Source organism: Parabacteroides johnsonii DSM 18315, from assembly GCF_025151045.1.
GTDB lineage: Bacteria > Bacteroidota > Bacteroidia > Bacteroidales > Tannerellaceae > Parabacteroides > Parabacteroides johnsonii.
Window position 1 is genome coordinate 1,334,768 of sequence record NZ_CP102285.1, and the last position, 26,891, is coordinate 1,361,658.

The following is a 26,891-nucleotide window of genomic DNA, read 5'->3' on the forward strand; positions in this document are numbered from 1 at the left end:
TTTTCCAGCTTCTGGGACTGACGAGCTTTCGTGTGAAATAGGTTGTATGATAAATATTTGTAAACCAATATTTTATGATAATTGGTTAACAAAGGAAAAATCAAGATTGATTATCTTTCATTGTTATACGGCCGAAAAAGAGCGGATGAAATTACACTATTTAGAAATAGTCTAATTTATGATTAGGGTAAATTTTTTTCAATAATAATTGATAATCATGTGTTATTTGATTAGTATAATCGAAAAAATATCCATTTATAATAGTAAAAAATATTCTTGTGAATTAAAGTAAATAATAAAATTAATATATGATTATCATACATTTTTGTAAAAATCGGATATAATTGATAATTAAGCTATTAAAATTCGAAAAAGTTTGAATATCAAAGAAATTAAATATATTTTCACTGTCAAAATAAAATATTATTTATCACCTGAAGAGGTATTTAAATACCTCTTATTTTGTACTTTAAAGTACAAAATAGCCGCCGTTTCTAATACGAATTAATGGTATTTTATTTTGAGATTTTGTAACCAAGATTATTCGATTACGTTGCCTATATTGGGACTGACGAACTTTTGTGTGGGGTAATTAATTCTTTAATCATATGAAAATCAACTATTTATTATTAAGGCTAACACGAGAAAAATATATCAATCGTTGGGTGATTCTCCTGATTGATCTGTTTCTTTCCGTGTTTTCGACCATCACCTCCCTGGCCTTAATCAGCTACATTTTAGACCATGATTATTCCAACTTGGTTATATTCAAAGTTTTTTTAGTCTCGTCGTTTTGTAGCATTATCAGTTTCTTTATTGTCCAGACCTATAAAGGGATTATCCGTCACTCTGCTTTTACCGAGACTGGTCGTATCGCTATGGCCTCTTCTCTGAAAGTTGCGATCATCCTGCCTATCCTTTTCCTGGCGACTGATGCTTTTTCCTTCCGTAGCTTCCTGTTGGGAAGTGTGATCGATTTCTTCCTTACCTTCTTTATCCTGACGATTTTCCGTGTTTTCCTGATCACGGCCTATACCTTTATGGTGAGCAGCATGACTTCCCGCAGTAAAGACAAACTCCTTATTTTCGGGCATGAGAATTCTTCTCCGGCACTCCTGAACGATTCGTTTTTACGCGAAAACTCCTCTTATCAGGTCGAAGGTATTCTTCGGTTCGGACCGAGAATCTCTATGCGTATAGGAATCTATAAAGTCTATTTTGTTTCCGATCAGGCAGAATTCAACCGTTTGGTGAACCGCTATAACATCAAGGCCATTCTCTTCACCGATTACAAGGTTGTAAAAGAGGAAAGCGAACGCCTGGTCCGTTTCTGCGAGAAAAAGAAGATCCGTATGCTGCTGTTACCCTCCATCGACGAACTCCAGGGAGGTAAAATACAGCTGCGTACCCTTCCCGAAGTCCGCATCGAAGACCTGTTGGGACGCGAAGAGATCCGTATCAACATGGAGGAGATCGCCAACTCCCTGAGAGGCAAAGTCGTTTTGGTTACCGGAGCCGCCGGTTCCATCGGTAGCGAGCTCTGCCGCCAGCTCTGTCACTTCGGCCTGAAGCAACTGGTCCTATTCGACAGTGCCGAAACCCCGATGCACAACATCCGGCTGGAACTGGAAGAAAAGTTCCCCGATGTCGAATTTACCCCTGTCATGGGAGATATCCGTATGATCCACCGTGTGGAAAGCATCTACCAGCGTTTCCATCCCCAGATCGTGTTCCATGCCGCCGCCTACAAGCATGTGCCCCTGATGGAAGAGAACCCGTGCGAAGCCGTCCATACGAATGTCTACGGTACGCGTAACGTGGCCGATATGGCAGTCAAATATGAAGTAGACAAATTCATTATGGTCTCGACCGATAAAGCGGTCAATCCGACCAATGTCATGGGAGCGTCCAAGCGTTTGGCGGAGATGTATGTACAAAGCCTGAGTATCGCTATCAGCAAAGGTCGGTATTCCGGTAAAACCCGCTTTATCACTACCCGTTTCGGCAATGTGTTAGGCAGTAACGGCTCCGTCATTCCCCGTTTCCGCGAGCAGTTGGCGAAGGGCGGTCCTCTGACCGTTACCCATCCCGACATCATCCGTTACTTCATGACGATCCCCGAAGCCTGCCGTCTGGTTTTGGAAGCCGCCTTTATGGGTAAAGGAAACGAAATCTTCGTCTTCGATATGGGAACTCCTGTAAAGATCGCCGATCTGGCACGTCGCATGATCGAACTGGCAGGTCTTGTCCCCGAGCAGGATATCGAGATCAAATATACCGGTCTTCGTCCGGGTGAAAAGTTGTACGAAGAACTTTTAGCAACGAAAGAAAATACATTACCTACGGAAAACGAAAAGATCTACCGTGCCCAAGTCCGGGAATACGATTACGAAGACATCTGTACGGTCATGAACCCTCTGATCGACCTTGCCATCAGAGTAGATAAAATGGGTACCGTCCGGATGATGAAAGGAATCGTGCCGGAGTTCAAGAGCAAGAATTCAGTATATGAAGTGCTGGACAAGGTTGAATAATACCCTACTCCTGTTTTTTGCGGTATTATCCGTCCTCTGTTTGGCCGGAGGCTATTACGCCGATGGAATTTGCATCTGGCTATCCTTCTTGACATTACTGGTTTGGCCGATATTGGCAGGGAATCTGTTGTTAGTGGCGATACAATTATTCACGAAGACGAAATGGAAAACTATAGTTCCCTTGTTAGCGATCCTGCTTCATACAGATTATCTGTTAGCCGTTTATCAACCCCCATATTGGAATGAACCGGCTGCATCCGAACAAGAAGGAACCCCGCTGACCGTAGTCACCTACAACGCCAGCCATTTCTATTGGGACAGAAAGTACACCATGAACGAAGCCGCCGCTTATATCAAGAAGCTACAACCCGATATCGTCTGCTTCCAGGAAGCCCCCGGTGACGGGTATTATCATCGGGACAGTATCCGGTACGCTTTCGATTATGTACTGTATAAATATATCAGCCGCCGTACGGACCATTTACCGACTACGATCTACAGTCGTTATCCGATCCATTCGGTAAAAGCTCTGTATTATAAGAATTCCAGTAATATGTCGTTAATCGCCGATGTAAGAATAAACAACCAATACATCCGCGTGATCAACAACCACTTCGAGACAACAAGCGTCAATGCTTATCGCGGTATCATTACTGCTCCCGGCAAGAGTTTGGAGATCCGTGCAAAAGCAGTCAAGAACTTGATCTTGCAAATGAAAGACAACAACCGGAAACGAGCGATTCAGGCTGATTCGATTTATGCTGAAATCCGACGATCTCCTTATCCGGTTATCGTCTGCGGTGATTTCAATGATACGCCCGCCTCCTACACCTATCATCGAGTGAGAAAAGGTTTGACAGATGGTTTTCAGGATGCCGGAAACGGCTATCAATATACTTTCCGGCAGTTGTATAGACTGTGGCGGATTGATTATGTTTTTTATTCTGAATCTTTAAAAGGACAGGATTGTTTCTCTCCGGATGTATCTTATAGTGACCATAATATGGTTGTTTGGAGAGGATGTTTGAAAAATTAGTATGGCAATAAATCAACTCAAAGCAGGGGCATTCCTTTCTTATGTCTCTATCGGTTTGAATAATATTGTAGGCTTGTTGTATACCCCATTCATGTTGCGTATGATGGGGCAGTCGGAATATGGCTTATATTCCCTTGTCGCTTCGGTGGTAGCCTATTTGACCGTTTTGGATTTAGGTTTTGGAAATGCTATAGTCCGTTATACGGCAAAATTTCGTGCAGAAGGAAAAACTCGTGAACAATATGAAATGTTCGGAATGTTTTTTCTCCTTTATATAGGAATCGGAGTTTTAGCATTGCTGGTAGGGTTAGGTCTTTATTTTAATGTTGACTATTTATTTGATGCAACTATGGATGATAGCGAATTATATAAAATTCGTGTCATGATGTTACTAATGGTCTTTAATTTAGCTTTTACCTTCCCAATGAGTATTTGGGGATCGATTATCACAGCATATGAAAATTTTGTATTTCAAAAATTAGTAGGAATCGTACGAATCATATTGAATCCATTGGTAATGATAGCCATGCTTTTGATTGGTTATCGAGCTATAGGAATGGTAGTGGTTACAACAATCTTTAATGTAGTTACATTATTGATCAATTATTGGTATTGTAAAAAGCGATTGAAGATCCAAGTACGTTTCGGACATTTCCAATGGGGCTTTTTCAAAGAGGTATCCGTTTATTCTTTTTGGATTTTTCTAAATGCCATTATGGATCGTATTTATTGGAGCACCGGACAGTTTGTGTTAGGGGTGTTCAAGGGGGCGGCGGTAGTAACTGTTTATGCGGTTGCCATTCAGTTACAAGCAATTTATATGGGATTTTCTACAGCTATATCTGGTGTGTTTCTACCGAAGGTGACCGCTATGGTGACGAAAGAGAACAATGAGAAGGCTATTTCTGATCTTTTTATTCGTACTGGGCGTATCCAGTATATTATAATGGCTTTTATTTTAACAGGTTTTATTGTTTTTGGAAAGTCTTTTATTTGTTTATGGGCTGGTGAAGATTACATGGATGCCTATTGGATTGCTTTATGTTTCTTCATCCCTTTAACAGTTCCTTATATACAAAATTTAGGAATAACAATATTGCAGGCACGGAACCAAATGAAATTTCGTTCAACACTTTATGTTATTATAGCGGTAGCTAGTTTATGTATATCCATTCCATTGGCTAAACAATATGGAGGTATTGGATGTGCTGTGGGAACAGCTTTAGCATTAATTGCTGGGCAGATTATTGCAATGAATGTGTATTATCATCGAGTAATTCATATTGATATACCTCAATTCTGGAAAGAAATAAGCAAAATGTCTATTACACCATTGATTGTAGGAGTATTGTTTTATAATCTGTTTAGAGTTTATAATATAAAAACTGTATGGATGCTTGTGATAGGTATATTAGTATTTTCATCGGTCTATATTCCTCTGTTTTTGTTTTTTGGGATGAATCTCTATGAAAAAGAACTATTTTTTTCTCCATTGCGTAGAATCGCGGATCGGCTTCAAAGATTTTTATGATAAATATAGAAGATAAAAAACAATGCTGTGGTTGTAACGCATGCGTTCAGTGTTGTCCTAAACGGTGCATAACGATGCAGGAAGATACAGAGGGATTTTTTTATCCTGTTGTAGATGAATGCGTTTGTGTTGATTGTGGACTGTGTGAGAGAGTTTGTCCTGTTTTAAATCAAAGTAGTGAACGTGAACCATTAGAAGTGTATGCTGCGTTTAATAAAAATGAAGAAATACGGATGCAAAGTTCTTCAGGTGGAATATTCACAGCATTAGCGAATCAAATCATTAAAGAGGGAGGTGTTGTGTTTGGTGCTCGTTTTAATGAGGATTGGGAGGTTGTTCATGATTATGTGGAAACAATAGAAGGCTTATCTGTGTTTAGAGGATCTAAATATGTTCAGAGTCGAATAGGTAATACATTTAGTCAAACTGAACAGTTTTTGAAACAAGGACGGAAAGTCTTATTTTCAGGAACTCCTTGTCAAATTGCAGGTTTGAAATTGTATCTTCGGAAAGAATATGAAAATCTTTTAACTATGGATTTTATATGCCACGGTGTACCAAGCTCGGGTGTTTGGCGTCAATATTTGAATGAATTAATTACCCATTTGGGCAATAGTAGAATTTCAGTTTATTCCCACTCTGAATCAATCATTCTAAATTCGATACGGAATATTTCTCATATTGAATTTAGGAATAAGCGGTTAGGTTGGAAAAAATATTGTTTTGCTCTCACCCTTTCTGTGACCGACGAGTACGGATCAAAAAATACTGTTTTGCTCTCAGAACCCCATAATGAAAATATCTTTATGAAAGGATTTTTGGCAAATTTGTATTTGCGTCCATCTTGCTATGCTTGTCCGAGTAAATGCTTAAAGAGTGGAAGTGATATAACGATTGGTGATTATTGGGGTATACAGAATGTAAAACCAGAGATAGATGATGATAAAGGGATATGTTGTACAATTGTGAATACAAGCAAAGGGATATTTTATGTATCAAAAATAAATGTAAACAAAATCATATCTTCATATAAAGAAGTGTTTCAAGGAAATACAGCTTTAATCAAGTCTGCTTTATTGTCCACTAAACGAGATGAATTTTATAGACATTACCCAGAAAAGTTTGTACAGTTTGTTTCTCGTGCGACTCAATTACCGATTAAAATTCAGTGTAAGGTGTGGATTTATAATTTGTTGATGAATTTGAAATTAGTAAAGTGAAAATATTACTTTTAGAATTCAGAAGATATCTATGAACAGTTATTGGAATACTATGCTTGTAAATCTGTTTAATTTTCATATTTGATATTATAATATCTGACATCAGATTTAATGGGCAGAAAAACTGTGGTCAAAGCAAGTCTAGATGTGATTAAATGATACATAGGGATTAAAGGTAATAAAGTAAAGAAATTTTTGGAATAATTCTTATAGAAAGGATGAAAATCGGAATACTAACCCAAGCCCTTCATAGTAATTATGGAGGATTGCTTCAGAATTATGCTTTGCAGGAAGTTTTAAGGGAGATGGGGCATGATCCTATTACCATTGATCGTCATATACCTAGGTCTGTATGCCTTATGAAGGAGGTAGCTAAACGGATTTTTCAAATGGTAAAGTCGAGTTATGATGCTAGTTTGTTGACAAGTAAGCAGAAAGCGGATTTGTCACGTTTGCAGCAACCGTTTGTGCAACAGAACATCAAACATACAGATAGATTATTTACGCAGGCTGTATTTGATGCCTATGTGGAAAGTCATCCTATGGATGCTTATATCGTTGGTAGTGATCAATGCTGGCGTCCATGTTACTCTGCAAATATAAAGAACTATTATCTTGATTTTGTAAAGAGTAACGCAAAGAAGATAGCTTATGCAGCCAGCTTCGGTGTTGAAAAATGGGAGTATGGTGAAGATCTGACTCCTGTTGTAAGTGAATATGCAAAACGATTCGATGCTATTTCTGTACGCGAAAATACTGGGGTTACATTATGTAAAGAGAAACTTGGTGTGGACGCTGCTTGGGTGCTTGATCCTACAATGCTTTTAGGCAAGAATGGTTTCATGAAGTTTGTTACTTCTGAGAAGAGCAATGGCTATGTGTTGAATTATTTACTGGAAGAATCGGAATCGGTACGTACATTAGTTAAGCGTATTGCGTATGCCATTAAAATATCTGAGATTCGTTCTAATATTGCATCACCTATTTTCTATCGAGGAGAATCTTTACAGTCACATCTTAATATATCAGTCGAACAATGGTTGAGTAATATTTATAATGCTTCATTTGTTATAACAGATTCTTTTCATGGGGCAGTTTTTTGTATTCTATTTAATGTGCCTTTTGTGGTAAAGTTGAATGCCGTTAGAGGTAATACACGCTTGGAGTCTTTGCTTACAAATTTCGGTTTGATGGATTGTATTTGTAACGATGTTAATAGTGTTAAGATTCCAACCTTTGATTGGCAGGAAATAAATATACTTTTATCTAAGAGACAGATAGAATCTATGAAGTTTTTAACCTATGCGTTGAAATAGTATGGAGATGTTTGAAAATGTTGTATCTGTTTATTTTAATAAACTTAGAGACTTGAATGAGTCGCAATTTTAGTATCTGAAAATATAATGTCCATGAATTGTTTATAATAGGAATATATTAGTAAGTAGTGATAGTTGGTAATAGAAGGAAAATGAAACTTGGTATATTAACTTTTTGGAAAACAGAAGATAATTATGGTCAGTTACTGCAATGCTATGCCTTACAGACATATTTGCAGTCGTTGGGGCATGAGACTTTCTTGGTGCGTACAACGAATGGTAGAGATTATAGTCCTACATTCAAGCAGCAATTAATGGAAAAGGCGCGTATAGTCTATCGTCTTTTGCCTTATCCATTTTATTTGGTGAAGCGTGTTATCAGTTCTGCTTTTTATGTATTTACACATGGGAGTTTCCGAAAGCGTACTGTTGACCTCGGTTTTGAGCAGTTTCGTCAAGAGTATTTGAATTGTACTAAGGTATATACATTTGAAGAGTTGCAGAATGATCCCCCTGTTGCAGATATTTTTGTAGTTGGGAGTGATCAAATTTGGAATACTCATGATGGTATTTACTATTTAAGTTGGGTGCATGATAAAATACGTAAAATTGCTTATGCTGCCAGTTTTGGTGGATGCGATACTTTACCTGATGGTAAAACTTTGTCTGAATGGTTGAAACGCTTTGATTATGTTTCTGTTAGAGAACAGAGTGGGGTGGAGATCTGTGTAAATGCGGGTCGTAGAGATGCAGTATGCGTTGTTGATCCAACGATGTTATTGACAGCAACAGATTATCTCAAGATTGCGTCTAAGGAGTTGCCTAAAGATAAATATTTGTTTATCTACTTTCTTGGAACACGTACAATCATCAATTGGAAAGAGATACATGCATTTGCTAAGGAAAAAGGGTTGAAAATTATTTATGTTGCAAGTCAAGGTCAAGAGGATAAATTCAAACATACACAGGCAAGCATTCATGAATGGTTGTCCCTCATTGCTAATGCTGAATATGTCATTACTAACTCTTTTCACGGTACTGTATTTACTCTTTTGTTTGGTAGAAAGTTTTTGACTTATCCTGTTACAGGTGTTGCTATAAAGATGAACGATCGCATTACTACACTCCTCAATCCATTGGGTTTGGGTAATCATATTTATAGTGGTAGTATTCGCGTTATTGAGGAAAGTATTGATTATGCAGAAGTGCATCGTATCATGCAAAAACATGGTGCTAAAGGGTGTGAATTATTAAAGGAATGGACATGATGAAAAATCCGCTTTTAAGTATTATCGTACCTGTTTATAATGTAGAAAAGTATCTGCGGACTTCGTTAGATAGTATTTTTGTGCAAGATACTGACGACTGTGAGATTTTGCTTATTAATGATGGTTCAAAGGATGGTTCGTTGTCTGTGCTTCGTGAATATGAAAAGAAATATCGGAATGTTCGTGTGATAAATAAGGTTAATGAAGGTGTGAGTACTACACGGAATTGCGGACTTGACGAATGCAGGGGAGAATATTTATATTTCATGGATGCTGACGATATACTTCATCCACAGTTATTGTCGTTTCTTAGAAAAGAGATTGTAGAGGTGTATCCGGATATTATCGTATGGGATTTTGCTACATTTTATACAAATCCTAAGTTTGTCCCGATACCATCAGAAGTAAAAATAGAGGATGTACAGAATGAGCATAAGGAGGCCTTCAATTATTTGATGGCGAACGGCTCCGCCGTATCGCTTTGTTCCAAAGCGATACGGCGGAGCCGTGTAGGCGAGATAATTCGCGTTGATCCTACTATGACTTATGGAGAGGATATGTTTTTCTGTTGGAAGGTAATACTCATGGCTGATAATATTCGATATATTAGACTTCCATTGTATTATTATCGTCAGTCGGGTTATGGAGCCACTAATCGTTTTCACCCCGATCTATATGAGCACTATCGTAGGGCATTTGATGATATACGTCTGTTTGTGGAGCAACAGGGAATCGTTAATGTTAATATATTGGCCAATATTGATTATCATTTCGCTTGCCGTATTCCGGCTCTAACTAGTATGGAAATAAGAGCCCCATATAGTATAGATAAACAAGTGTCTCATTTACAGCATGTTTTACAGGATGAATATATTCGTAGAGGATTATTGTCGAACTCGCAACTGAATGGTAAATTGTTTACTCTCGCGCGTAATAATGAGGTTAGTAAAATGCTTAAGATTGCACGTTTAGAAGCAGTGAAATCAAAGTTATTATATCCGTTGAAAAAGATTTTGAAGTAAATGCATTAATTCCGCTGGATATGGTGCATTAGTTTATGGGCTGTTTGTGATTTATTTCCAGATGTTAAAGTTCGTTCATGGATAAAATACTCATTCTTTATCTATTGTGCCCATATGATTTTTGTGATGTGTTCTCAGGGAGTATCTATACAGAAGTTACAGGATTGAAGCCATATCTTGTGATAAGTGAATATTTATGGCTTCCGATTTTGACCATATATGTATTAATAAAAATAGGCGATATCCTCAAGATTCATGCTTCGAGATTTTGGAGTTTAATCACGGGTAGTAGAGGATAATCAATATAAGCAAATGATTAATATAACCGATAAAAACCAATGTTGTGGATGTACTGCTTGTGCATCTATATGTGGACATAATAGTATCACAATGATAGAGGATGCTGAAGGTTTTAAGTTTCCTAAGGTAGATACTTTTACATGTGTGAATTGTGGGTTGTGCGAGAAGGTTTGTCCAATGTTACATCCAGAATCTGAGAGAAGTGTGAAACGTGTAATTGGAGCCAAGCATCAAAATGCGGTTGTTCGTAAAGCATCTTCTTCTGGCGGTGTTTTCTCTCTCCTTGCTGAGATTTTTATAATAGAAGGGGGAGTAGTTGTTGGTTGTGAGATGGATAAAAATCTTCAAGCTGTGCACATTATTTGTGAGACTCTGGAAGATATTATTCGTTTACGTTCGAGTAAGTATGTACAGAGTAATGTGGAGGGAGTTTTCCCACAGATACGCAAACTACTTCTTGATGGAAGAAAGGTTCTGTTCTCTGGTACTCCTTGTCAGGTGGCTGGGCTCCAGAGGTTTCTAATCAAGCCGTTTGATAATCTCTATAGTGTAGACGTCTTATGCCATGGTGTTCCTTCACCTAAACTTTTCAAGGAATATAAAGAGATGCTGGAACAACAGTATGGTTCGCATGCTCGTTTTATCAGTTTTCGAAGCAAGAAAAAAGAATGGAAGCGTTTATACATAAACCTTCATTTTGATAATGGCAAGGAATACTTTAAGAATGCAACGTTCGATCCTTATATGCAACTTTTCCTCGGTAATAAGAGCCAGCGTAATGCTTGTTTCCATTGTCCGTTTACAACAACTAATCGACAAGGTGATCTCTCTCTTGGAGACTTTTGGGGGATAGGGCGTGACTTTCCAGATTTGGATGACGACAAGGGTATTTCAATGATTCTTATTAATTCAGATAAGGGCAAAGAAATGTATAGTAAGATAATGCGTCAGATAATAAGCTTTGAGAGTAACCTTGATCAAGCTATTTACGGGAATAAGGTTTTGGTGGAGAATATTTTAGGAGAAATGCAACGAAACCGATATTATGCTACTTACGTAGCAGAAGGACTACAGGTATCGTTTAATAAACATACTCAGCACTATTCTTTTTGGAGGGAATATTATATCCGTCTGATGCGCTGGGGACTTGACTTCATTCGTTACATGCGGCATACAAGTTACTAAGATTATAATAATTTTTTTGGGGGGGGAGTAAAAATCAAATATAATGGTACTTATATTAACATTTTTAATAGCCTTAGTATTTTCTATTGCCTCTGAAAATTCAGTGATTGCAAAGAAAAAAGAGAAATATGGTGTTTATAGTCTATTTGTTTTGTGGCTAGCAAGTGCTTTTCGCTATTATAATATTGATGGTTTTGATTATAATATATATGATGGTTGGTATGATAATGTGCCGCAACTTTTTGAGATCAAATCTGATACGTTAGTTAGATTTTCTTATGAGACTGGTTATTTTTATTTGATGTCATTTTTTAAAACTTTAGGTGTGACGTTTTATGGCTTTTGTGTTATAACTAGTGCTTTTTTCTATTGTTGTATTTGGAAAGGTTTTAAACAATATACTGTACATTATGGATTGTTGACAATGTTTTTTGCTTATAAATTACTGTTTTACGATACTCATATTAGTATGCGTCAGCCAATAACCATTGCTGGTTTTTTTTTGATAATGCCTTATTTAGAAAATCGTAAATGGGTGAAATATTTTATAGGAGCCTTTCTTCTTTCTCGATTTCATAATGGTGCATATTTGTTATTCCCGCTTTATTTTATAACATATTTGAACTTAAATAAATTTGCCTTTAAGTGGTTATATATAATCTTTACTCCTACTATAATTTTGGGTTTTGTTGGGGTTGATGTGTTGGGACCAATTGGGCAGTTTATTCAAGCTAATGCCGATTCTGAGTTTACAGCATCAAAGGCTGCTAAATATTTTGATAGTGACAGTACTTCGTCCATTAATATTATATATACATTGGAGTTCTTTTTGTTTTCTTATTTTATATATCGGAGATTTGATGTGATATTTGAACATGGTAAAAATAAAGAATTTATACTAAAACTATTTGTCTGTTTACTACCATTATTTACTCTTTTTAGAATGAGTGAGATTATGACACGTGAAAAAGATTATTTTACTTTATCGTATGCTATTTTACTAGGGTATGTGATTGATTCTTTAAATTCAAAAGAATTAAGAAAAAGTATGATTTTCTTTGTTTTTTCTCTTTGTGTATATGGCTATTTTCGATTATTATTTGGCTTTAATGGAGATATGCTCTATCGAGAATATAGATTATGGCCATTTGTAGATGGTTGCTCTTTTTTTTATTTTTGAAATTATGATAAATATATTATTTGAATATCCTCAACTGAACTGTGGTGGTACAGAAGTTGTGATGTATAATTTAGCAAAATTCTTTGATTCTAGTCAGTACCATGTTGATATACTTGTTCGTAAACAGGGAAATAATGAAGAAATTTTTCGTAAAATAGGGTGTAGTATCTATCTTATACCGTTTACAAGTAAAGAACAATATAAGCTAGATCTCATGACTTTTTTTAATTCTTATCATTATGATGTTGTGCATACCCATATGCATTCTGATATGGGATTAGTAATGGAATGTGCAAGCAAAGCTGGAATTCTTGTTAGAGTAGCTCACTCTCATAATGCTCGTTTGGATATTCCTCATCTATTTTGGCCTGTTCAAATTTTTCGCAATTGGTGTGTAGAGAATTATGCAAATCTTTTTTTTGCTTGTTCGCATATTGCTGCAAAATGGATGTTTCCGCGTCACAGAAACTCTGTTTATGTGATTTATAATGCTATTGACCTTGATGATTTCAAGTTTGATGTAGCAGTTCGCAAACAAAAGCGTAAAGAACTTGGTGTAACAGATAAAACGAAAGTAATAATAAATGTTGGTCGTTGTACAGATCAGAAAAATCATTCATTCATTTTAGATAGGGCTAAAGAGCTAAAAAACGAAGACATACTCTTTGTGATCATAGGAGATGGTCCTCTTTTTAAGTCGTTGAGTAAACGTATTGAAGACGAATATATTTCCAATGTCCATATGATGGGTAAACGCTTCGATGTTTCTCAATGGCTATGTGCAGCTGATGTATTTATTTTTCCTTCTATTTATGAAGGACTTGGTATAGTTGCTATAGAAGCTCAAGCGTGTGGATTGCGTGTACTATCTACTAACACAATACCAATAGAGGCGGATATGCAGATGGGGAGTTTTGAACGGGTAGCGCTGGCTGATATTAGAAGATGGAATGATTTATTAAAACAAGATATTTATAGTGAGGATAAGCGATTGGAACTTTCTTGTAAAGCATTTGATTCTCATTATAATATTCGAGTTGTTGCAAAAGAGGTTGAACAACTATACAAAAGTAAATTATGTTAGTAACTATATTTACACCGACTTACAATAGGGCTTATATTTTACCTGATTTGTACAAAAGTTTGTGTAAACAGACTTGTAAGGACTTTGAGTGGCTTGTGGTAGATGATGGCTCTACTGATGATACTAAATCTTTGTTCAGTAAATGGGAAAATGAGTCGGATTTTCCCATTCATTATGTATTCGTTCCCAATGGTGGTAAGCACCGAGCTATTAACTATGGTGCAAAGATAGCAGAAGGTGAATTGTTTTTCATTGTAGATAGTGATGATCAGTTGCCGAAAGATTCAATTTTCATTATATGTAAAGAATACAACAAGGTCAGAGGGCGTGAAGACATATGTGGAGTATGTGGTTTAAAGGCTTATTTTTCAGGTGAAAAAGTTGGAGGAGAACAAAGGTTTGATCCTTTTATTTGTAATTCATTGGATTTTCGTTACAAATATCATATAAGAGGAGATATGGCGGAAGTTTTCCGAACTAAGGTGATACGAGAATTCCCTTTTCCTGAAATTCCGGACGAAAAGTTCTGTCCAGAAGCTGTTATTTTTCAGAGGATAGCTAGTGAGTATAAATTCTACTATTTTTACCGTAAAATATATCTTTGTGATTATCTTCTTGATGGTTTAACAGCAAAGATAACTAGAATTAGAATGCAATGTCCTGTTGCAAGTACTATTTGTTATTCGGAACTAACAAAATCTAATATTTCTGTAAGTCAAAAGTTTAGAGCTTCAGTTAACTATTGGCGCTTTTGGTTTTGTCATACAACGAATCAAAAAGCAAATATTGGAGTATTGTGGTTCATTTCATTTCCATTAGGTCTTGTAATGCATATAAATGATAAAAGAAAGCAGAAAATATGATTAGATCCTTAAAGGAAGATCTTTATCGTTATGAAGGTCTGAAATGTCATTGTTTATTGACACAATTAAGATATATATTGTTTGTTCCAGGTTTTCAGTATATTTATTTTCTTCGTCATGCACAAGAGGCTAGAAATTGTATTAGTCGCTTCTTATGGAATGTATTGTTGAAACTGTGTTCATTTAAATTTGGTATTCAAATACCAACAGGTGTGAGACTCGGAAAAGGTTTCCGAATCTCACATTGGGGAGCTATTGTAATGAATCCAGCAGTTGTGCTTGGTAATAATTGTAATATTGCGCAGAATGTACTTATTGGAAATTCTCTAGGGCATAAGAAGGGAGTGCCCCAAATAGGTAACAATGTGTGTATTAATGCAAATGCAATTGTTGTAGGAGGAGTATATATTGCCGATAATGTCTTAGTTGCACCTGGAGCTTTTATTAATTTTGATGTTCCCCCTAATAGTATTGTTATTGGGAATCCAGGAAAAATTATTCCACGTGAGTTTTCTCCTACGGATAAATATATAGTCTATAAAGTTGAAGATTATCAATGAAAGTACTTCATGTAATAACTAACCTTGAAACAGGAGGTGCAGAAAAGTTGTTAGTAGATTTCCTACCGTTGCTAAAACAGGATTGTCAGGTTGAATTAGCTTTATTTCAAGGTCAAAAGACTGAATTTTATAAGCGTTTGAAAGATAAAGGAATTACTATACATTCATTCTCGGAAAATAGAAATGTGTATCATCTAAAAAATGTTTTTTGTTTAGCTAAACTGGCACGAAAATTTGATATTGTACATACTCATAATACTGCCTGCCAGATATATGGAGCAATTGCAAGTTTATTCAGCAAAGCTAAGTGGTGTACAACGGAACATACTACAACTAGCCGCCATCGTGTATGGTGGTTTGCTCCTGTTGAAAAATGGATGTATAGTCGTTATACTCATGTGATATGTATCTCTGAAGCAACTCAGCAATCGATGCAAGAAGTAGTAGGTAAGAGTGCGCCAGAAACAACTGTTATATGCAATGGTATCAATATTAAGAAGTATCATGATGCATTTCCTGCTAGTGATTTAAAAAAAGATGGTAAGATCATCACAATGGTGGGAAGATGGAGTTATCAGAAAGATCAAGCTACTATCATTCGTGCAATTGCAAAACTTCCAAAGGTATATAAACTTTGGCTTGTTGGTTATGGAGAAACGGAAGAAGTTTTAAAGGCACTTGCCAGAAAACTTTGTGTAAATGATAGAGTTTTGTTTTTGGGATTACGAAATGATGTACCAAATATTTTGAAGGCTTCGGATGTGGTAGTGCAATCAAGCCATATTGAGGGATTTGGACTGGCTGCTGTTGAAGGAATGGCGGCAGGAAAGCCGATTATAGCGAGTGATGTAGAAGGTTTAGCTCAGGTAGTTAAAGATGCAGGTCTTCTCTTTCCTCATGAGGATGCAGATACACTTGCACTGGAAATAGAGGGTGTTTGTATGAATGAAGTACTATATTCAGAACTTGTAGAGAAAGGGTATGTACGTGCTGCTCAATACGATATTTCTACAATGGTAGAAGGATATACAAATATTTATAAAACTATATTTTCAAAATGAATCAAAACATTTTTTACATATCAAAGGAGCAGAGCAATATGTTGAAAGGGATGGCTATCCTATTTATGGTATTTTTACATCTATTCAATAGTCTAAGTTTTGTTAGAGATTATACACCGCTATTGTATGTAGGAGATATTCCATTTGTACATTGGTTATGTCGAGCAATGAATCCTGTTGCATTTTATTTGCTCATATCAGGGTATGGTTTATATTATTCGCATATATCAGGAAAATTAGACTTGGTATTTAATACTAAAAGAATTTTTAAACTATATCTTTATTGGTGGGTATGTTTAATTATTATGATTCCTATTGGCTTAATAATGGCTCCAGAGCGCTTTTCAATGTCATTTTATATTATATTACGGAATATTTCTGCTATCAATACATCGTGGTATCCGCAAGCATGGTTTCTTTTTCCTTATGTGCTAATAGTTTTTTCTTCCAAATATGTATTTAAGTTTCTTGATAGAATAGGACCTTGTATATCTTTTATTTCATCCATTTTGTTATATTATGGGGCAAGTTTTTTGATATCAAGACATCACTATTGTGATAGTGTTTTCATGCAGATATTTTTTCCTTACTTCCAATGTCTTGGAGTATTTTGTCTTGGAAGTATTTTTTGTATGTTAGCAAATGACAAAAATATTATATTTCCGAAATATAGATGTAATAATACTATATTAGCATTGATTCTTATAATGCTTGTACTTCTTACATCTTGGTTGAATTTACCTATATTCAGAATTGTCTATGTTATTCTTTTCGTGTTGACGTTTATTCAAATGAGTTTAGGAAAACGTGTTAAAGCTGTATTAATGTATATGGGTGGAGTGAGTACAGCAATATGGTTAACTCATTCTTATTATTGTTATTATATTTTTCACGATTTCGTGTTTGGATTTAAGTATCCGCTCATAATATTTCTAGTTACAGTGTTTTGCTCTATGATTACAGCTCTAGTTATTAATTATATAATAAATCTATTGAGTGAAATGTTAAAAATTTAACTTTGTATAAAGGAAATTATGCTTTTTCATTAAAAATGTAAATGTCGCCATTATAATAGTGACATCTTGAAAGTAAGAAAAACAAACAGTATATAACAATAATGGTTTTATTAGTTATATTATGAACATCCTACACGTCGTAAACATCTACTTTGTTCTTCCCTATTTTATTGGTGATCAATTCAAATACTTTAAGAGTAAGGGCTATAATATGAATGTTGTGTGTAGTCCGAGCGAATATTTGGCTGATTATGCTAAAAAACAAGGTTTTGATTATATAGAGAGTCCGGTTAATCGTAGTATTTCGTTGAAAGAGGATTTTATTACGATTCGGAATATTTGTAAATTCATTAGGAAGAAAGATATTGATATAGTAGTGGGACATACTCCGAAAGGAGGACTTTTGGCTATGGTGGCTGCTTGGCTGATGAGAGTTCCTAACCGTATCTATTTTCGTCATGGGTTGGTTTATGAGACGAGTCGTGGTCTTAAACGTTTTATTTTAATGAGCGTGGACAGGCTGGCATCATTTTGTGCTACTGAGATCGTATGTGTAAGTCCTTCGGTTCTTAAGCGTAGTATTGAGGATCGATTGGCGCCTGCCAATAAACAAATAGTATTGGGACATGGTACTTGTGGAGGAATTGATACGGAGTTCAAATTTAATCCGGCCCTTGTGGATCGGCAGAAAGTGGCTGACCTTCGTAAGAGGTGGGGGATTAAAGAAAGTGATTTTGTGATTGGATATTCCGGTCGTCTTGTACGAGATAAAGGTATTATTTCTTTGGTACGGGCTTTCGACATGCTGGAAGATGCGGACGATTGCAAGCTTTTGTTGGTAGGTATGTTTGAGGTCCGGGATGCTTTGCCGGAGGATGTGAAGGAAAGGATTGAGAATGATCCGCGTATCATTTATACCGGATTTGTCAATGGAGGAATGGAATATTATTATTCCTTGATGAACCTGTATGTATTACCCAGCTATCGTGAAGGATTTCCTACTGGTGTCTTGGAATCTCAGGCAATGGAATTACCAGTGCTTACCACCCGCGTAACGGGTTGTTGTGATGCCATTTGCGATGGTAGGAGTGGCCTTTTTATTACCCATGATCCGGAAGATATAGTTGAAAAGATAGATGAGATCCGGTTGAAACATCGTATAGATGGTAAGTTCGGACGTGAATGGGTAAAAGAGTATTTCGATTGTCGAAAGGTTTGGTGTGAAATAGAAAAATTATATAAATGAAAATTTTAATAACCGGTATCCATGGTTTTGTGGGAGCTAATTTGGTAAATGCATTAAAAGAAAAACATATTCTTTACGGATTAGATATTGTTGCTCCTGAAAAGGATGGAGTGGTAAAAACTTATAGTTGGGATGATCTTGGAAAAAGGAATATTCCGGAGGTAGATGCCATTATTCATCTGGCGGGGAAAGCGCATGATACGAAGAATCAATCTAAGGCGCAGGTTTATTTTGATATCAATACAGGGCTGACACAAAAGATTTATGACTATTTCTTGGGTTCTTCTGCGAAGAAGTTTGTTTTCTTCAGTTCGGTGAAAGCGGCTACTGATCAGGTGGAGGGAGATATCCTGACCGAAGAGGTTGTGCCTTCGCCCAAAGGACCTTATGGTGAGAGCAAGATCAAGGCCGAGGAATATATTCAGGAAAAATGGCCGGCTGACAAATCGGTCTATATATTGCGTCCCTGCATGATTCACGGGCCGGGAAACAAAGGAAATCTGAATTTGCTTTATAATGTGGTGAAGAAAGGAATCCCATGGCCGTTGGGGGCTTTTGAGAATAAACGGACATTTACTTCTATCGATAATTTGTGCTATGTTGTGGAAGGTCTGTTAACCAAAGAGGTAGCTTCGGGAGTCTATCATATGGCTGATGATGAAGCTTTGTCGACCAACGAACTGATAGCTGTGATTTGTGAGGCTATGGGACGGAGGGCGCATATCTGGCATTTGAACAAGAAGATGATGGAGATGGCGGCGAGTGCCGGAGGTTGTCTGCATCTGCCCTTGAACAGGGAGCGTCTGGCCAAGTTGACTGAAAATTATGTCGTTTCCAACCGGAAGATAAAGTCGGCTTTGGGAGTAGATAAGATGCCGGTCAGGGCTAAGGAAGGTTTGATCAAGACGATTAAAAGTTTTTGATATATGTTGTATCTGTTGATTTTTGTGCTTCTGCTTATGGCAGAGCTGATTTATTTCCGTCTTGCCGACAAATGCAATATCATTGATAAGCCGAACCAGCGCAGTTCTCATTCAAAGGTGGTGTTGCGTGGGGGAGGAGTCATCTTTCTGGTCGGTACATGGGTGTGGAGTTGTCTCTATGGTTTCCAGTATCCGTGGATGTTGGCAGCGGTGACTTTAGCTGCTGGAATATCGTTTGTGGATGATATTCACAGTTTGCCGGACAGTTTGCGTCTTGTGGTACAATTTGTGGCGATGGGATTGATGTTCTATCAGTTGGATATCCTGCATTTGGATATGTGGTGGATCGTGCTTCTTGCATTGATCGTATGCGTGGGAGCGACGAACATCATCAATTTTATGGATGGGGTGAATGGAATCACGGGGGGATATTCGTTAGCGGTGCTTGTTCCGCTGCTGTTGATGAACCGGAAGATCCAGTTTATGGAGAGTTCGTTTTTGATTGTCGCGATCTTGTCCGTAGTGGTATTTTGCCTGTTCAATTTCCGTCCGAAAAACCAGGCGAAGTGTTTTGCCGGGGATGTCGGAAGTATCGGAATTGCTTTTATCTTATTGTTCTCTATCGGGAAATTGGTGATACAGACCGGAGATATAACATGGCTGTCTTTTCTTGTTGTGTACGGGGTGGACGGTTGTCTTACGATCTGCCATCGGATTATGCTTCATGAAAACTTGGGAGAGGCACACCGTAAACATGCATACCAGTTGATGGCGAATGAATTGAACATGTCTCATCCGGTGGTCAGCCTTGTTTATATGGTCTTGCAGTTGGCCGTTTCTTTGGTCATGGTGTATGCGTTACCGGATCGGGTGCTTGTTCATTGGGTTTATTTGGGAATAGTGATCGCTTTGTTGGCTGTGGTTTATCTCTTGTTCATGAGGAAATATTATCATCTTCATGAGAGATATCTTGAGTCATTGAAGAAGTAGGATGGTTGTTGAATAATCAAAGAAAGTATGGATATACAAACAATAGATAAGAATCTGCTTTCCGATCTTCATCAGAGAGCAGTTGCGAATGAGCGGAAGCGTATGAACTTTGACTTGCGCACATCAGCTCTGGATCAGAGTCAGCGTATGCTGAATGCGTTGGAGCCTGGGACACAAGTACCTGTTCACCGACATATGGAAACGGCGGAAACGACGATCTGTATAGAGGGATATTTGGAGGTTGTTCTATATGCCGAGGCTTCCGGTCAGGATGAAACGGGCGGGGAAAGGAAGTTCGTGGAGGTTTCCCGTGTTACGCTTTGTCCGCGCGAAGGCAAATATGGGGTACAGATCCCGTTGGGTGTGTGGCATAGCGTGGATGTGAAAGAACCAAGCACCATCTTTGAGGCTAAAGATGGTGCGTATGTGGCACAATAAAAACAGAAGGCCATATCCCAAAAGGAAATATTGTGATTTGTTAAAATAAAAAGGAGAAATGTGTCAAAAAGCTATCGGAATGGCTTTTGACACGTTCCTTGCTGTAGCCCTTTATCCCACCAGCACCTTATAAAGACTCCCGATTCCTCCCGCCAGCATCAGGGTGTAGCCGGAGAGGCCGAGCCAGTCGGCTTCGGGGTGGGGAGTTTCGGGGGACGGGGAGAGAGGAGGGAGAGAATTGCTCCGAGAGCGGCGAGGGTTACTTCCGTTTCTCCCCTCCACAGGGAGAGGAGGGATAGGAGGCTCAGGCAGAGGAGAAGGACAAAGGTCGTCACCGGCAACCGGATGTTTGCGCCGGGGGAAGATGATCCGGGCGAGGGTGGTGAGGAAATTGAGGATGGTTTCAAGGAGGTTCATGATTTATGATTTATGAATTATAAATTATCGATTAAAAAATAAGAATATAGAGGGTTGAGAATCTCTTACTCGCAGGAAAATCCGGTTGTAGAGGCATATCCTATTTATGTCGTTGGAGGAAGCCTGTCCATCACTTTTTCCCGATCTTCCTGCAAACCTTGACCAACAACGCCTGATAGGCGGCACGGTTGTCGCCGTTGACTTCGCTGATGTATTTGCTGTAGGCGATTTTGCGGGCGAAGGCTTTCGGGTCGTCGCTGACGTCGGCGGCGAACGGGTAGACCGAACGGATCAGGCGGGCGTAGTCCATGAAGGAGTCGCCGGGGGTGTCGTAGACACGGAAACGGAGGGAATGGGTGCCCAACTCGATGCTTTGGCCTTTCCACCATACATTGGAACGGCCGTAGGCGGTGATGCCGAAATAGTTATGATACTCGCTGGCAAGATCACTTTGTCCCCAACCCGACTCGATAGCCGCCTGTGCCAGTATGACCGCCGGATTGATCCGGAACGCTTCCCCTGCCTTTTGGGCAAGGGGAAGGAGGGAGGAAAAAAATTCGCTTTGCTTCATTTCTTTTGGTTGAAAGGTGATTTTTTAGTTGAAAGGTGAAAGTTGAAAGTTGAAAGTTGAAAAATAGCAACGTGGAGTTACTTCCACCTTTCAACTTTCACTTGATTTAAAGTTCTCCCGGACGGTCATCCTCACCCCCGCCACCGGATGATTCGCTGGAGGCGTCCTTTTTGGGGACGTAGCGTTCGAAGGAGACGTTATTGACAAGGTTGATCAGCATTGTGCCGGGGTAGAAGACGATGTGGGCACGGTTGAACAGGGCGGTGTTGAAACCGTCGACGGTGTTCGAACCTTTGCTGCCGGCAACCATACGGAAGCTGCCGAATTCGCCCAAGTGAACCGATTCGCCGTCTGAAAGAGCTTCGTTCATGACTTTGATCAGGCCGTCGAGCACCAAGATGATCTCACCGCGGCTGGCGGTACAGATGTTTTCGATACGGGTACAGATTTTGTTCAGCGTCAGTTTTTTTGTGATGCTGGTCTGTGCATGATAAAGAGTTGCACCTGAGGCTGCGTCTTTGCTCATGTCTTTGCGTTTGACGAGAGTGTAAATTAATGGCATAGGGATTGAAAAATTAAAAGATTGATAATTAGGGAGATGTCGCTTTTGACTATACAAAGATACGGTAGGGGAAAAACGCCGGGTCGATTAGAGTCGATTAGGGTCGAATAGAGTCGATTAATCTTTTGTATATTTGCATCCGATCAGTCAGATTCAAAACACCGGTGTTTTGAAAACGAAACATAGGTGTTTTAAAATCAAAACATATATGTTTTGAAAGGAAAGAAAAAAGGAAGAATGCCATATAATACTACGATCTGAAAAAACATTTAAAGCAATGAACAAGCATAAGAATAAAAGGGATGATTTCATGAAAGATTTCCTATGGTATTATAAAAAAAAGTGAGGGCGATAGCAGGAAAATATTTGTCTTTTCCGCTTCTACAGGATTATATCGCTAAGTTGGAAGAAGACCGGGAGGTGGAGCTGTTTGCGCTCGCTTTCCTGTTCAAAGGGTTGAGAGATGAGAAAAACGAATCGTGGAACCATTTGGCGGATCGTTTTTTCAAAGTTTACAGTGATGAGCTGTACCGTTGTTGCGGCTACGAGATGGAAACTCCGGGGTTTGCCCGGGTATGGGTGGCACGTCCCGACCTGTTTATGGTCTATATGGGGGCGATGATGAGGGCAGGCATTATCGAGGACTGCTCGTTCGCCCGGATGGCCGGCCATGTGGACCGCATCTTCGACACGGGAAATACGGAAAACACGGTTCTGAACAAGTTGAAGGAGCAACTTCCGGAGGCCGATCAGATCGTGGACGGGATGAAAGCGGAATTCAAGAACTTCAAAATACGTGATAAAAAATAAAGAATGAACCGATTGGTAGTGTTATATGGCTTCTTTTTTGAGGAATAAAGGGAATTGAAAATCTGCATAAAACAGTTTTTTTAAACGGAGGTATAGACTATACCTTTGTGGTGTCGGTAAGTATGAATTTGATGTTCTGAAAGAATTGAAAAATTGCTATTTATAAATCTTTATAAGAAGAATCTTTCTTATTATATTAAGAGAGATCGCCAAAGCGAGTGGGCATATGCGCGCCACACCATGCCATAAGTAGTTGTTTCATAGTTTGCTCAGACCGATCAACAAAACACCAAACCGAGTAACCAATTTTATAAACTGTAAATCCAACTGTTATGGATGCAAATTTAAGCAGAGACAAGGTAGCCGGATTCCTGGGACAATCGTTTGTCCGAATTCCGCGCAAAGTGTTTACCATGTTATTTCACGGTAAGGGTCGGGAAAAGACGATCGGCATGGCGTATTTGATTTTGATTTCGGAAGTTTATTTTGCTGATGGACGCGTATGTTTGAAAAGACGCTCCTATACGTGCAAACGTGGCGAGTATGTCGGACGATGTGAGGAACTGGCCGGATGCTGCGGAATGAGTGCCACTACTTTGCGCCGGAGCTTGAAGTGGTTGAAAGATGAAGGGCTTATCGAGATGAAGCGCCTTGAAGACGGAATTTTTATCCGTGTCTGCGGATATGATTTTATTATGGGTTTTCGCAGGAAAGGCGAAGAGATACCGGCGAAGGCCGCTTTCCTCGCCTTGGAAGAAGCCGAACGACGTATGGGCGGACGGAGCATGCAGTTCGATTGTTGTAGCGCAAACGGGGAAGGAGGCATGCAATGATGAACGGTGAAGAAATGAACGGAGGCATCTCTTTGAACGATATGGAAAAGGCGTTGGTCTGCCTGTTGATGACCTCGATGGAAGCGCCGGTGCAGGCGGAATCGGCCGGGTTGACCCAGGAAATGTTTGCCGATGCTTCGTTGGGGTTCGTCTATGGAGTGATCATGAAAATTTATGCAACGGGGGTACGGCCGGATATGGTGCTGGTGGAACGCGGAATGCGTGAAGCGGACGAGGAACAGGCGGCCAGGTTAGGCGGTTTGTCGTTCCTGCTGCCCTATATGCTGAATGTGCGCCACGACGGGAATGTGGCGGCCTATGTGGAAGGAATCAAGAAACAATATAAACTGAGATGCTTGGTCACGTTGTTCGGGACGATGGCGTTCAAGGCGGGCAAGGTGTCGTCCGTCCCTGAGGAACTGGCCGGCGAGGCCGAACGTCTTCTGATGCAGTTCCGCCAGGAGACGGCCGAGGGCACTCCGGTGCGTACGATCGGGGAACTGGCTGCCGAGGCGGTGACCTGGCATCATCGGCGCCTCAGTGGCGAGCTGGAGGCCGAACAGGTGAAGAGCGGGCTTGCCGAGTTCGACTATGTGACCGGAGGGTTCCACAATACGGAGCTGACGATCATCGCCGGACGACCGAGTGACGGGAAGACGGCAGTCACGTTGCAGATGGCCCTGAACGCGGCGCGTGCCGGAAAATCGGTCTGCTTCTTCAGCCTCGAGATGTCGAGCCTGCAAATGCTGAACCGCGTGCTGGCAGGGATGACGGACGTGAACCCGGACCACCTGCGCATCAACAAGCCGACCGGCCGCGAGGTGGAGCATTTGGAAGAGGCCGCCCTCCGGTTGAAGGACCTGCCTTTCTACCTCGACTATACGGTCGGGGCTACCGTGGAGCAGATCAGGGCGAAGGTGCTGCTGCAATGCCGGCAGGGGAAATGCGACTTGGTGGTCGTGGACTACCTGCACCTCCTCGGAGGCGACCGCCGGAAGGGGGAGACGCAGGAACAGATGGTGGGACGGAATATCCGGGCGCTGAAGCAATTGGCGTTGGACAGTAATTGTCCGGTGCTCACGGTCTCGCAGATGAACCGTGCCTGCGAAGCGCGTGCCGACAAGGCGTACCTGCCGGTGATGAGCGACTTGCGCGATTCGGGGACGATCGAGCAGGTGGCGGACTGTGTGGCGTTTATCTACCGTCCCGAACGCTATGGCTTCACCCGCGACGACAAGACGGGGCACAGCTTGGTGGGAGTCGGCAAGATCTATATAGCGAAGAACCGTAATGGTTCGACAGGGATCGCCCGTTTCCGGTACAACCCTTCGTTCACCCGTATCACGGATTATATCCAGCCCGGTACACAAACCTCTTTAGGGATATGACGAAGCAAGAGATACAAGAACTGAAAGCCTCCCTGTCGATCAGGGAGGTGATCGGACGCTATACGACACTGAGACGCGTCGGCCGCCGGTGGATGGGGCTTTGCCCGTTCCATGGAGACCGCCATCCTTCCCTTTCCGTCAACGAAGAGAAGGGCAGCTTTGTTTGCTATGCTTGCGGGGAGAGAGGGGATGTGTTTGCTTTTGTCAGTAAGATCGAGAAGGTCGGTTTTGCTGAGGCGGCGAAACGATTGACAAAGGAGTTGACGATTGAAAATGGACAATTGACGATCGAGAGGAAAGACAATAAGGATGCGGGGGCGCTGCCGGAACGGTTGTCCGTTGTCGATTCTCGATTGTCCGTGGAGAACGAAGTTTTCTTGGCTATGTTGTTGCCTGCGGGTAGCGGTTGTCCGGAACTGACTCCTACCTGGTTGGATTTCGGGGTGGGGCAGTCGCCCTTCTTGGTTCCCGAACGCTGGAAGGCGATGCGGAACCGGTTGGTGTTCCCTGTGCGGGACGAGGAGGGACGGTTGGTCGGGTTTGCCGCCCGGAGGTTGTCGGACGAAGATCGGGATAAACCGAAATATATCAATTCGGAAACGGGCGAACTGTATCGGAAGAGCGAGCTGTTATACGGGTTGTATGAGGCACGGGAGGCGATCCGCCGGGAGGGGAGCGTGTTCTTGGTGGAAGGATATAAGGATGTGCTGGCGATGCATGCGGCGGGATTCAGGCATACGGTGGCGTTATGCGGGACGGCGCTTTGTACGGGGCACATTGCTTTGTTGAAACGATATACGACATCTGTCCGCGTGATGCTGGATGCCGACAAGGCAGGGCGTAAGGCGACGGATGCGATTGTCCCGACGCTTGTAGGCGAAGGGATGGAGGTGGTACGGATCGGGTTGCCGGAAGGGGACGATCCGGATTCGCTCTTTCGCCGTCTGGGGAAAGAGGCGTTTGCCGCTTATGTCCGCGAGGTGGTACGGCTGGTCCAGCCTTCGGAAGAGCTGGTGTTGCTCGGACGTATCCGGAAAGGCGTCGGGCTTTTGTCCGATGTGGCGGAGACGGAGAAACGGGAACGCTTGTTGATGGTGCTGGAGGATTGCCTGGCGCAGTTGAAGGGCTTGTCCGCCGCAGCTTGCCGTCCGGCGACAATAGACTGGAGGTGGGTATGACCGGGAGGACGGATGAGGAAGAAGAAAAATGGAAAAACCGTTCCACCACTCTCCGGAGGCTGGGACGGCAATATAGCCCGGATGTCACGCCCGAAGTCGCTTCCAGGCGCTTGAAACAGTGGATCGTCGGCAATCCCGTCCTGCTCGGACTCCTGCACGAGAACGGCTGGACGGCTTCGAGAAGGGTGCTGACGCCGAGGCAGGTGGAGCAGATTGTGAGGATTCTTGGGGAACCTTGATGTTACTTTTGGCTTGACCCAAAAGTAACCAAAAAGTCAAGGCTTAAGCTGCTTCGCTACTCCGTTCCCTTCGTTCGCTGTCGCGTCTGAAACTCGCTTCGCTCAAACAGCAGACGCTCC

25 protein-coding genes are annotated in these 26,891 nt (G+C 40.6%); 22 read left to right on the plus strand and 3 right to left on the minus strand.

The annotated features are described in order from the left end of the window. The first annotated feature begins 608 nt into the window (after positions 1-608). The 17 genes from NQ564_RS05460 (at position 609) to NQ564_RS05540 (ending at position 20,773) form a co-directional block, all read left to right on the plus strand. Positions 609-2,534: a UDP-N-acetylglucosamine 4,6-dehydratase family protein gene (locus NQ564_RS05460; protein ID WP_039848115.1), complete on the plus strand. Its 1,926-nt coding sequence runs from the start codon at positions 609-611 to the stop codon at positions 2,532-2,534. After that, a complete protein-coding gene (locus tag NQ564_RS05465; protein WP_008148350.1) occupies positions 2,509-3,570 on the plus strand; it encodes an endonuclease/exonuclease/phosphatase family protein in 1,062 nt (353 codons plus the stop codon). Before NQ564_RS05460 ends, NQ564_RS05465 begins: the two co-directional genes overlap by 26 nt. Before the next feature lies 1 nt (position 3,571). Continuing rightward, positions 3,572-5,101 carry an oligosaccharide flippase family protein gene (locus NQ564_RS05470; protein WP_008148347.1) on the plus strand — a complete coding sequence of 510 codons (1,530 nt, stop codon included), beginning with the start codon at positions 3,572-3,574 and terminating at the stop codon, positions 5,099-5,101. A gap of 74 nt (positions 5,102-5,175) precedes the next feature. Next, complete coding sequence (locus tag NQ564_RS05475; RefSeq protein ID WP_008148345.1) at positions 5,176-6,321, plus strand: Coenzyme F420 hydrogenase/dehydrogenase, beta subunit C-terminal domain; 1,146 nt, start codon at positions 5,176-5,178, stop codon at positions 6,319-6,321. A 218-nt stretch (positions 6,322-6,539) separates the two neighbouring features. Next, entirely contained in the window at positions 6,540-7,637 is a 1,098-nt protein-coding gene (locus NQ564_RS05480; RefSeq protein ID WP_008148343.1) for a polysaccharide pyruvyl transferase family protein, read from the plus strand. A gap of 152 nt (positions 7,638-7,789) precedes the next feature. Continuing rightward, positions 7,790-8,905: a polysaccharide pyruvyl transferase family protein gene (locus NQ564_RS05485; RefSeq protein WP_008148342.1), complete on the plus strand. Its 1,116-nt coding sequence runs from the start codon at positions 7,790-7,792 to the stop codon at positions 8,903-8,905. Next, positions 8,896-9,927, plus strand: coding sequence for a glycosyltransferase family 2 protein (locus tag NQ564_RS05490; protein WP_008148340.1), 1,032 nt, complete (start codon positions 8,896-8,898; stop codon positions 9,925-9,927). Before NQ564_RS05485 ends, NQ564_RS05490 begins: the two co-directional genes overlap by 10 nt. Positions 9,928-10,317: 390 nt before the next feature. Beyond that, positions 10,318-11,412 (plus strand): Coenzyme F420 hydrogenase/dehydrogenase, beta subunit C-terminal domain, encoded by a 1,095-nt coding sequence (locus NQ564_RS05495; RefSeq protein WP_008148339.1) that lies wholly within the window; start codon positions 10,318-10,320, stop codon positions 11,410-11,412. Between the two features lie 43 nt (positions 11,413-11,455). After that, positions 11,456-12,592: an EpsG family protein gene (locus tag NQ564_RS05500; RefSeq protein ID WP_129649863.1), complete on the plus strand. Its 1,137-nt coding sequence runs from the start codon at positions 11,456-11,458 to the stop codon at positions 12,590-12,592. A 4-nt stretch (positions 12,593-12,596) separates the two neighbouring features. Beyond that, positions 12,597-13,676, plus strand: a complete 1,080-nt coding sequence (locus NQ564_RS05505) for a glycosyltransferase (RefSeq protein ID WP_165352359.1) — start codon at positions 12,597-12,599, stop codon at positions 13,674-13,676. Next, on the plus strand, positions 13,670-14,539 hold the full coding sequence (locus NQ564_RS05510) for a glycosyltransferase family 2 protein (RefSeq protein ID WP_008148335.1): 870 nt from the start codon (positions 13,670-13,672) through the stop codon (positions 14,537-14,539). The genes NQ564_RS05505 and NQ564_RS05510 overlap by 7 nt, the downstream gene beginning before the upstream one ends. Beyond that, a complete protein-coding gene (locus NQ564_RS05515; protein ID WP_008148333.1) occupies positions 14,536-15,099 on the plus strand; it encodes a serine O-acetyltransferase in 564 nt (187 codons plus the stop codon). The genes NQ564_RS05510 and NQ564_RS05515 overlap by 4 nt, the downstream gene beginning before the upstream one ends. Beyond that, the gene (locus NQ564_RS05520; protein WP_008148331.1) at positions 15,096-16,160 is read left to right on the plus strand and encodes a glycosyltransferase; all 1,065 of its coding nucleotides are present in this window, start codon (positions 15,096-15,098) and stop codon (positions 16,158-16,160) included. The genes NQ564_RS05515 and NQ564_RS05520 overlap by 4 nt, the downstream gene beginning before the upstream one ends. Positions 16,161-17,297: 1,137 nt before the next feature. Next, positions 17,298-18,422: a glycosyltransferase gene (locus tag NQ564_RS05525; protein ID WP_021863082.1), complete on the plus strand. Its 1,125-nt coding sequence runs from the start codon at positions 17,298-17,300 to the stop codon at positions 18,420-18,422. Beyond that, on the plus strand, positions 18,419-19,345 hold the full coding sequence (locus NQ564_RS05530; protein WP_021863081.1) for an NAD-dependent epimerase/dehydratase family protein: 927 nt from the start codon (positions 18,419-18,421) through the stop codon (positions 19,343-19,345). Before NQ564_RS05525 ends, NQ564_RS05530 begins: the two co-directional genes overlap by 4 nt. A 3-nt stretch (positions 19,346-19,348) precedes the next feature. After that, positions 19,349-20,335 (plus strand): MraY family glycosyltransferase, encoded by a 987-nt coding sequence (locus NQ564_RS05535; RefSeq protein WP_129649867.1) that lies wholly within the window; start codon positions 19,349-19,351, stop codon positions 20,333-20,335. A 27-nt stretch (positions 20,336-20,362) separates the two neighbouring features. Further along, positions 20,363-20,773 carry a WbuC family cupin fold metalloprotein gene (locus NQ564_RS05540; protein WP_129649869.1) on the plus strand — a complete coding sequence of 137 codons (411 nt, stop codon included), beginning with the start codon at positions 20,363-20,365 and terminating at the stop codon, positions 20,771-20,773. A gap of 111 nt (positions 20,774-20,884) precedes the next feature. Here NQ564_RS05540 and NQ564_RS05545 read toward each other — a convergent pair whose 3' ends face one another. The 3 genes from NQ564_RS05545 to NQ564_RS05555 form a co-directional block, all read right to left on the minus strand. After that, positions 20,885-21,190, minus strand: coding sequence for a hypothetical protein (locus tag NQ564_RS05545; protein ID WP_039848477.1), 306 nt, complete (start codon positions 21,188-21,190; stop codon positions 20,885-20,887). A gap of 130 nt (positions 21,191-21,320) precedes the next feature. Next, entirely contained in the window at positions 21,321-21,761 is a 441-nt protein-coding gene (locus tag NQ564_RS05550) for a glycoside hydrolase family 73 protein (RefSeq protein WP_008148322.1), read from the minus strand. Positions 21,762-21,867: 106 nt separating this feature from the next. Further along, positions 21,868-22,323, minus strand: a complete 456-nt coding sequence (locus NQ564_RS05555; RefSeq protein WP_008148320.1) for an HU family DNA-binding protein — start codon at positions 22,321-22,323, stop codon at positions 21,868-21,870. A 342-nt stretch (positions 22,324-22,665) separates the two neighbouring features. Between NQ564_RS05555 and NQ564_RS05560 the strand changes: the two genes are divergently transcribed. The 5 genes from NQ564_RS05560 to NQ564_RS05580 all read left to right on the plus strand — a co-directional run bounded on the left by NQ564_RS05560 (position 22,666) and on the right by NQ564_RS05580 (position 26,771). After that, positions 22,666-23,133, plus strand: a complete 468-nt coding sequence (locus NQ564_RS05560) for a hypothetical protein (RefSeq protein ID WP_008148317.1) — start codon at positions 22,666-22,668, stop codon at positions 23,131-23,133. A 332-nt stretch (positions 23,134-23,465) separates the two neighbouring features. Further along, the gene (locus NQ564_RS05565; protein WP_008157965.1) at positions 23,466-23,966 is read left to right on the plus strand and encodes a helix-turn-helix domain-containing protein; all 501 of its coding nucleotides are present in this window, start codon (positions 23,466-23,468) and stop codon (positions 23,964-23,966) included. Continuing rightward, positions 23,963-25,354: a replicative DNA helicase gene (locus tag NQ564_RS05570; protein ID WP_008157963.1), complete on the plus strand. Its 1,392-nt coding sequence runs from the start codon at positions 23,963-23,965 to the stop codon at positions 25,352-25,354. The genes NQ564_RS05565 and NQ564_RS05570 overlap by 4 nt, the downstream gene beginning before the upstream one ends. After that, the gene (locus tag NQ564_RS05575) at positions 25,351-26,532 is read left to right on the plus strand and encodes a DNA primase (protein WP_129649871.1); all 1,182 of its coding nucleotides are present in this window, start codon (positions 25,351-25,353) and stop codon (positions 26,530-26,532) included. The genes NQ564_RS05570 and NQ564_RS05575 overlap by 4 nt, the downstream gene beginning before the upstream one ends. Continuing rightward, on the plus strand, positions 26,529-26,771 hold the full coding sequence (locus NQ564_RS05580) for a DUF4248 domain-containing protein (protein WP_008153732.1): 243 nt from the start codon (positions 26,529-26,531) through the stop codon (positions 26,769-26,771). Before NQ564_RS05575 ends, NQ564_RS05580 begins: the two co-directional genes overlap by 4 nt. Positions 26,772-26,891 lie beyond the last annotated feature (120 nt).

What these genes read in the sequence shown, in the direction of transcription:
- NQ564_RS05470 (WP_008148347.1), top strand. Translation starts at nt 3,572, where the DNA reads ATGGCAATAAATCAACTCAAAGCAGGGGCATTCCTTTCTTATGTCTCT.
- NQ564_RS05500 (WP_129649863.1), top strand. Translation starts at nt 11,456, where the DNA reads ATGGTACTTATATTAACATTTTTAATAGCCTTAGTATTTTCTATTGCC.
- NQ564_RS05520 (WP_008148331.1), top strand. Translation starts at nt 15,096, where the DNA reads ATGAAAGTACTTCATGTAATAACTAACCTTGAAACAGGAGGTGCAGAA.
- NQ564_RS05505 (WP_165352359.1), top strand. Translation starts at nt 12,597, where the DNA reads ATGATAAATATATTATTTGAATATCCTCAACTGAACTGTGGTGGTACA.
- NQ564_RS05565 (WP_008157965.1), top strand. Translation starts at nt 23,466, where the DNA reads ATGGATGCAAATTTAAGCAGAGACAAGGTAGCCGGATTCCTGGGACAA.
- NQ564_RS05495 (WP_008148339.1), top strand. Translation starts at nt 10,318, where the DNA reads ATGATAGAGGATGCTGAAGGTTTTAAGTTTCCTAAGGTAGATACTTTT.
- NQ564_RS05460 (WP_039848115.1), top strand. Translation starts at nt 609, where the DNA reads ATGAAAATCAACTATTTATTATTAAGGCTAACACGAGAAAAATATATC.
- NQ564_RS05550 (WP_008148322.1), bottom strand. Translation starts at nt 21,761, where the DNA reads ATGAAGCAAAGCGAATTTTTTTCCTCCCTCCTTCCCCTTGCCCAAAAG.
- NQ564_RS05515 (WP_008148333.1), top strand. Translation starts at nt 14,536, where the DNA reads ATGATTAGATCCTTAAAGGAAGATCTTTATCGTTATGAAGGTCTGAAA.
- NQ564_RS05525 (WP_021863082.1), top strand. Translation starts at nt 17,298, where the DNA reads ATGAACATCCTACACGTCGTAAACATCTACTTTGTTCTTCCCTATTTT.
- NQ564_RS05530 (WP_021863081.1), top strand. Translation starts at nt 18,419, where the DNA reads ATGAAAATTTTAATAACCGGTATCCATGGTTTTGTGGGAGCTAATTTG.
- NQ564_RS05555 (WP_008148320.1), bottom strand. Translation starts at nt 22,323, where the DNA reads ATGCCATTAATTTACACTCTCGTCAAACGCAAAGACATGAGCAAAGAC.
- NQ564_RS05545 (WP_039848477.1), bottom strand. Translation starts at nt 21,190, where the DNA reads ATGAACCTCCTTGAAACCATCCTCAATTTCCTCACCACCCTCGCCCGG.
- NQ564_RS05480 (WP_008148343.1), top strand. Translation starts at nt 6,540, where the DNA reads ATGAAAATCGGAATACTAACCCAAGCCCTTCATAGTAATTATGGAGGA.
- NQ564_RS05485 (WP_008148342.1), top strand. Translation starts at nt 7,790, where the DNA reads ATGAAACTTGGTATATTAACTTTTTGGAAAACAGAAGATAATTATGGT.
- NQ564_RS05465 (WP_008148350.1), top strand. Translation starts at nt 2,509, where the DNA reads ATGAAGTGCTGGACAAGGTTGAATAATACCCTACTCCTGTTTTTTGCG.
- NQ564_RS05475 (WP_008148345.1), top strand. Translation starts at nt 5,176, where the DNA reads ATGCAGGAAGATACAGAGGGATTTTTTTATCCTGTTGTAGATGAATGC.
- NQ564_RS05575 (WP_129649871.1), top strand. Translation starts at nt 25,351, where the DNA reads ATGACGAAGCAAGAGATACAAGAACTGAAAGCCTCCCTGTCGATCAGG.
- NQ564_RS05580 (WP_008153732.1), top strand. Translation starts at nt 26,529, where the DNA reads ATGACCGGGAGGACGGATGAGGAAGAAGAAAAATGGAAAAACCGTTCC.
- NQ564_RS05510 (WP_008148335.1), top strand. Translation starts at nt 13,670, where the DNA reads ATGTTAGTAACTATATTTACACCGACTTACAATAGGGCTTATATTTTA.
- NQ564_RS05535 (WP_129649867.1), top strand. Translation starts at nt 19,349, where the DNA reads ATGTTGTATCTGTTGATTTTTGTGCTTCTGCTTATGGCAGAGCTGATT.
- NQ564_RS05570 (WP_008157963.1), top strand. Translation starts at nt 23,963, where the DNA reads ATGATGAACGGTGAAGAAATGAACGGAGGCATCTCTTTGAACGATATG.
- NQ564_RS05490 (WP_008148340.1), top strand. Translation starts at nt 8,896, where the DNA reads ATGGACATGATGAAAAATCCGCTTTTAAGTATTATCGTACCTGTTTAT.
- NQ564_RS05540 (WP_129649869.1), top strand. Translation starts at nt 20,363, where the DNA reads ATGGATATACAAACAATAGATAAGAATCTGCTTTCCGATCTTCATCAG.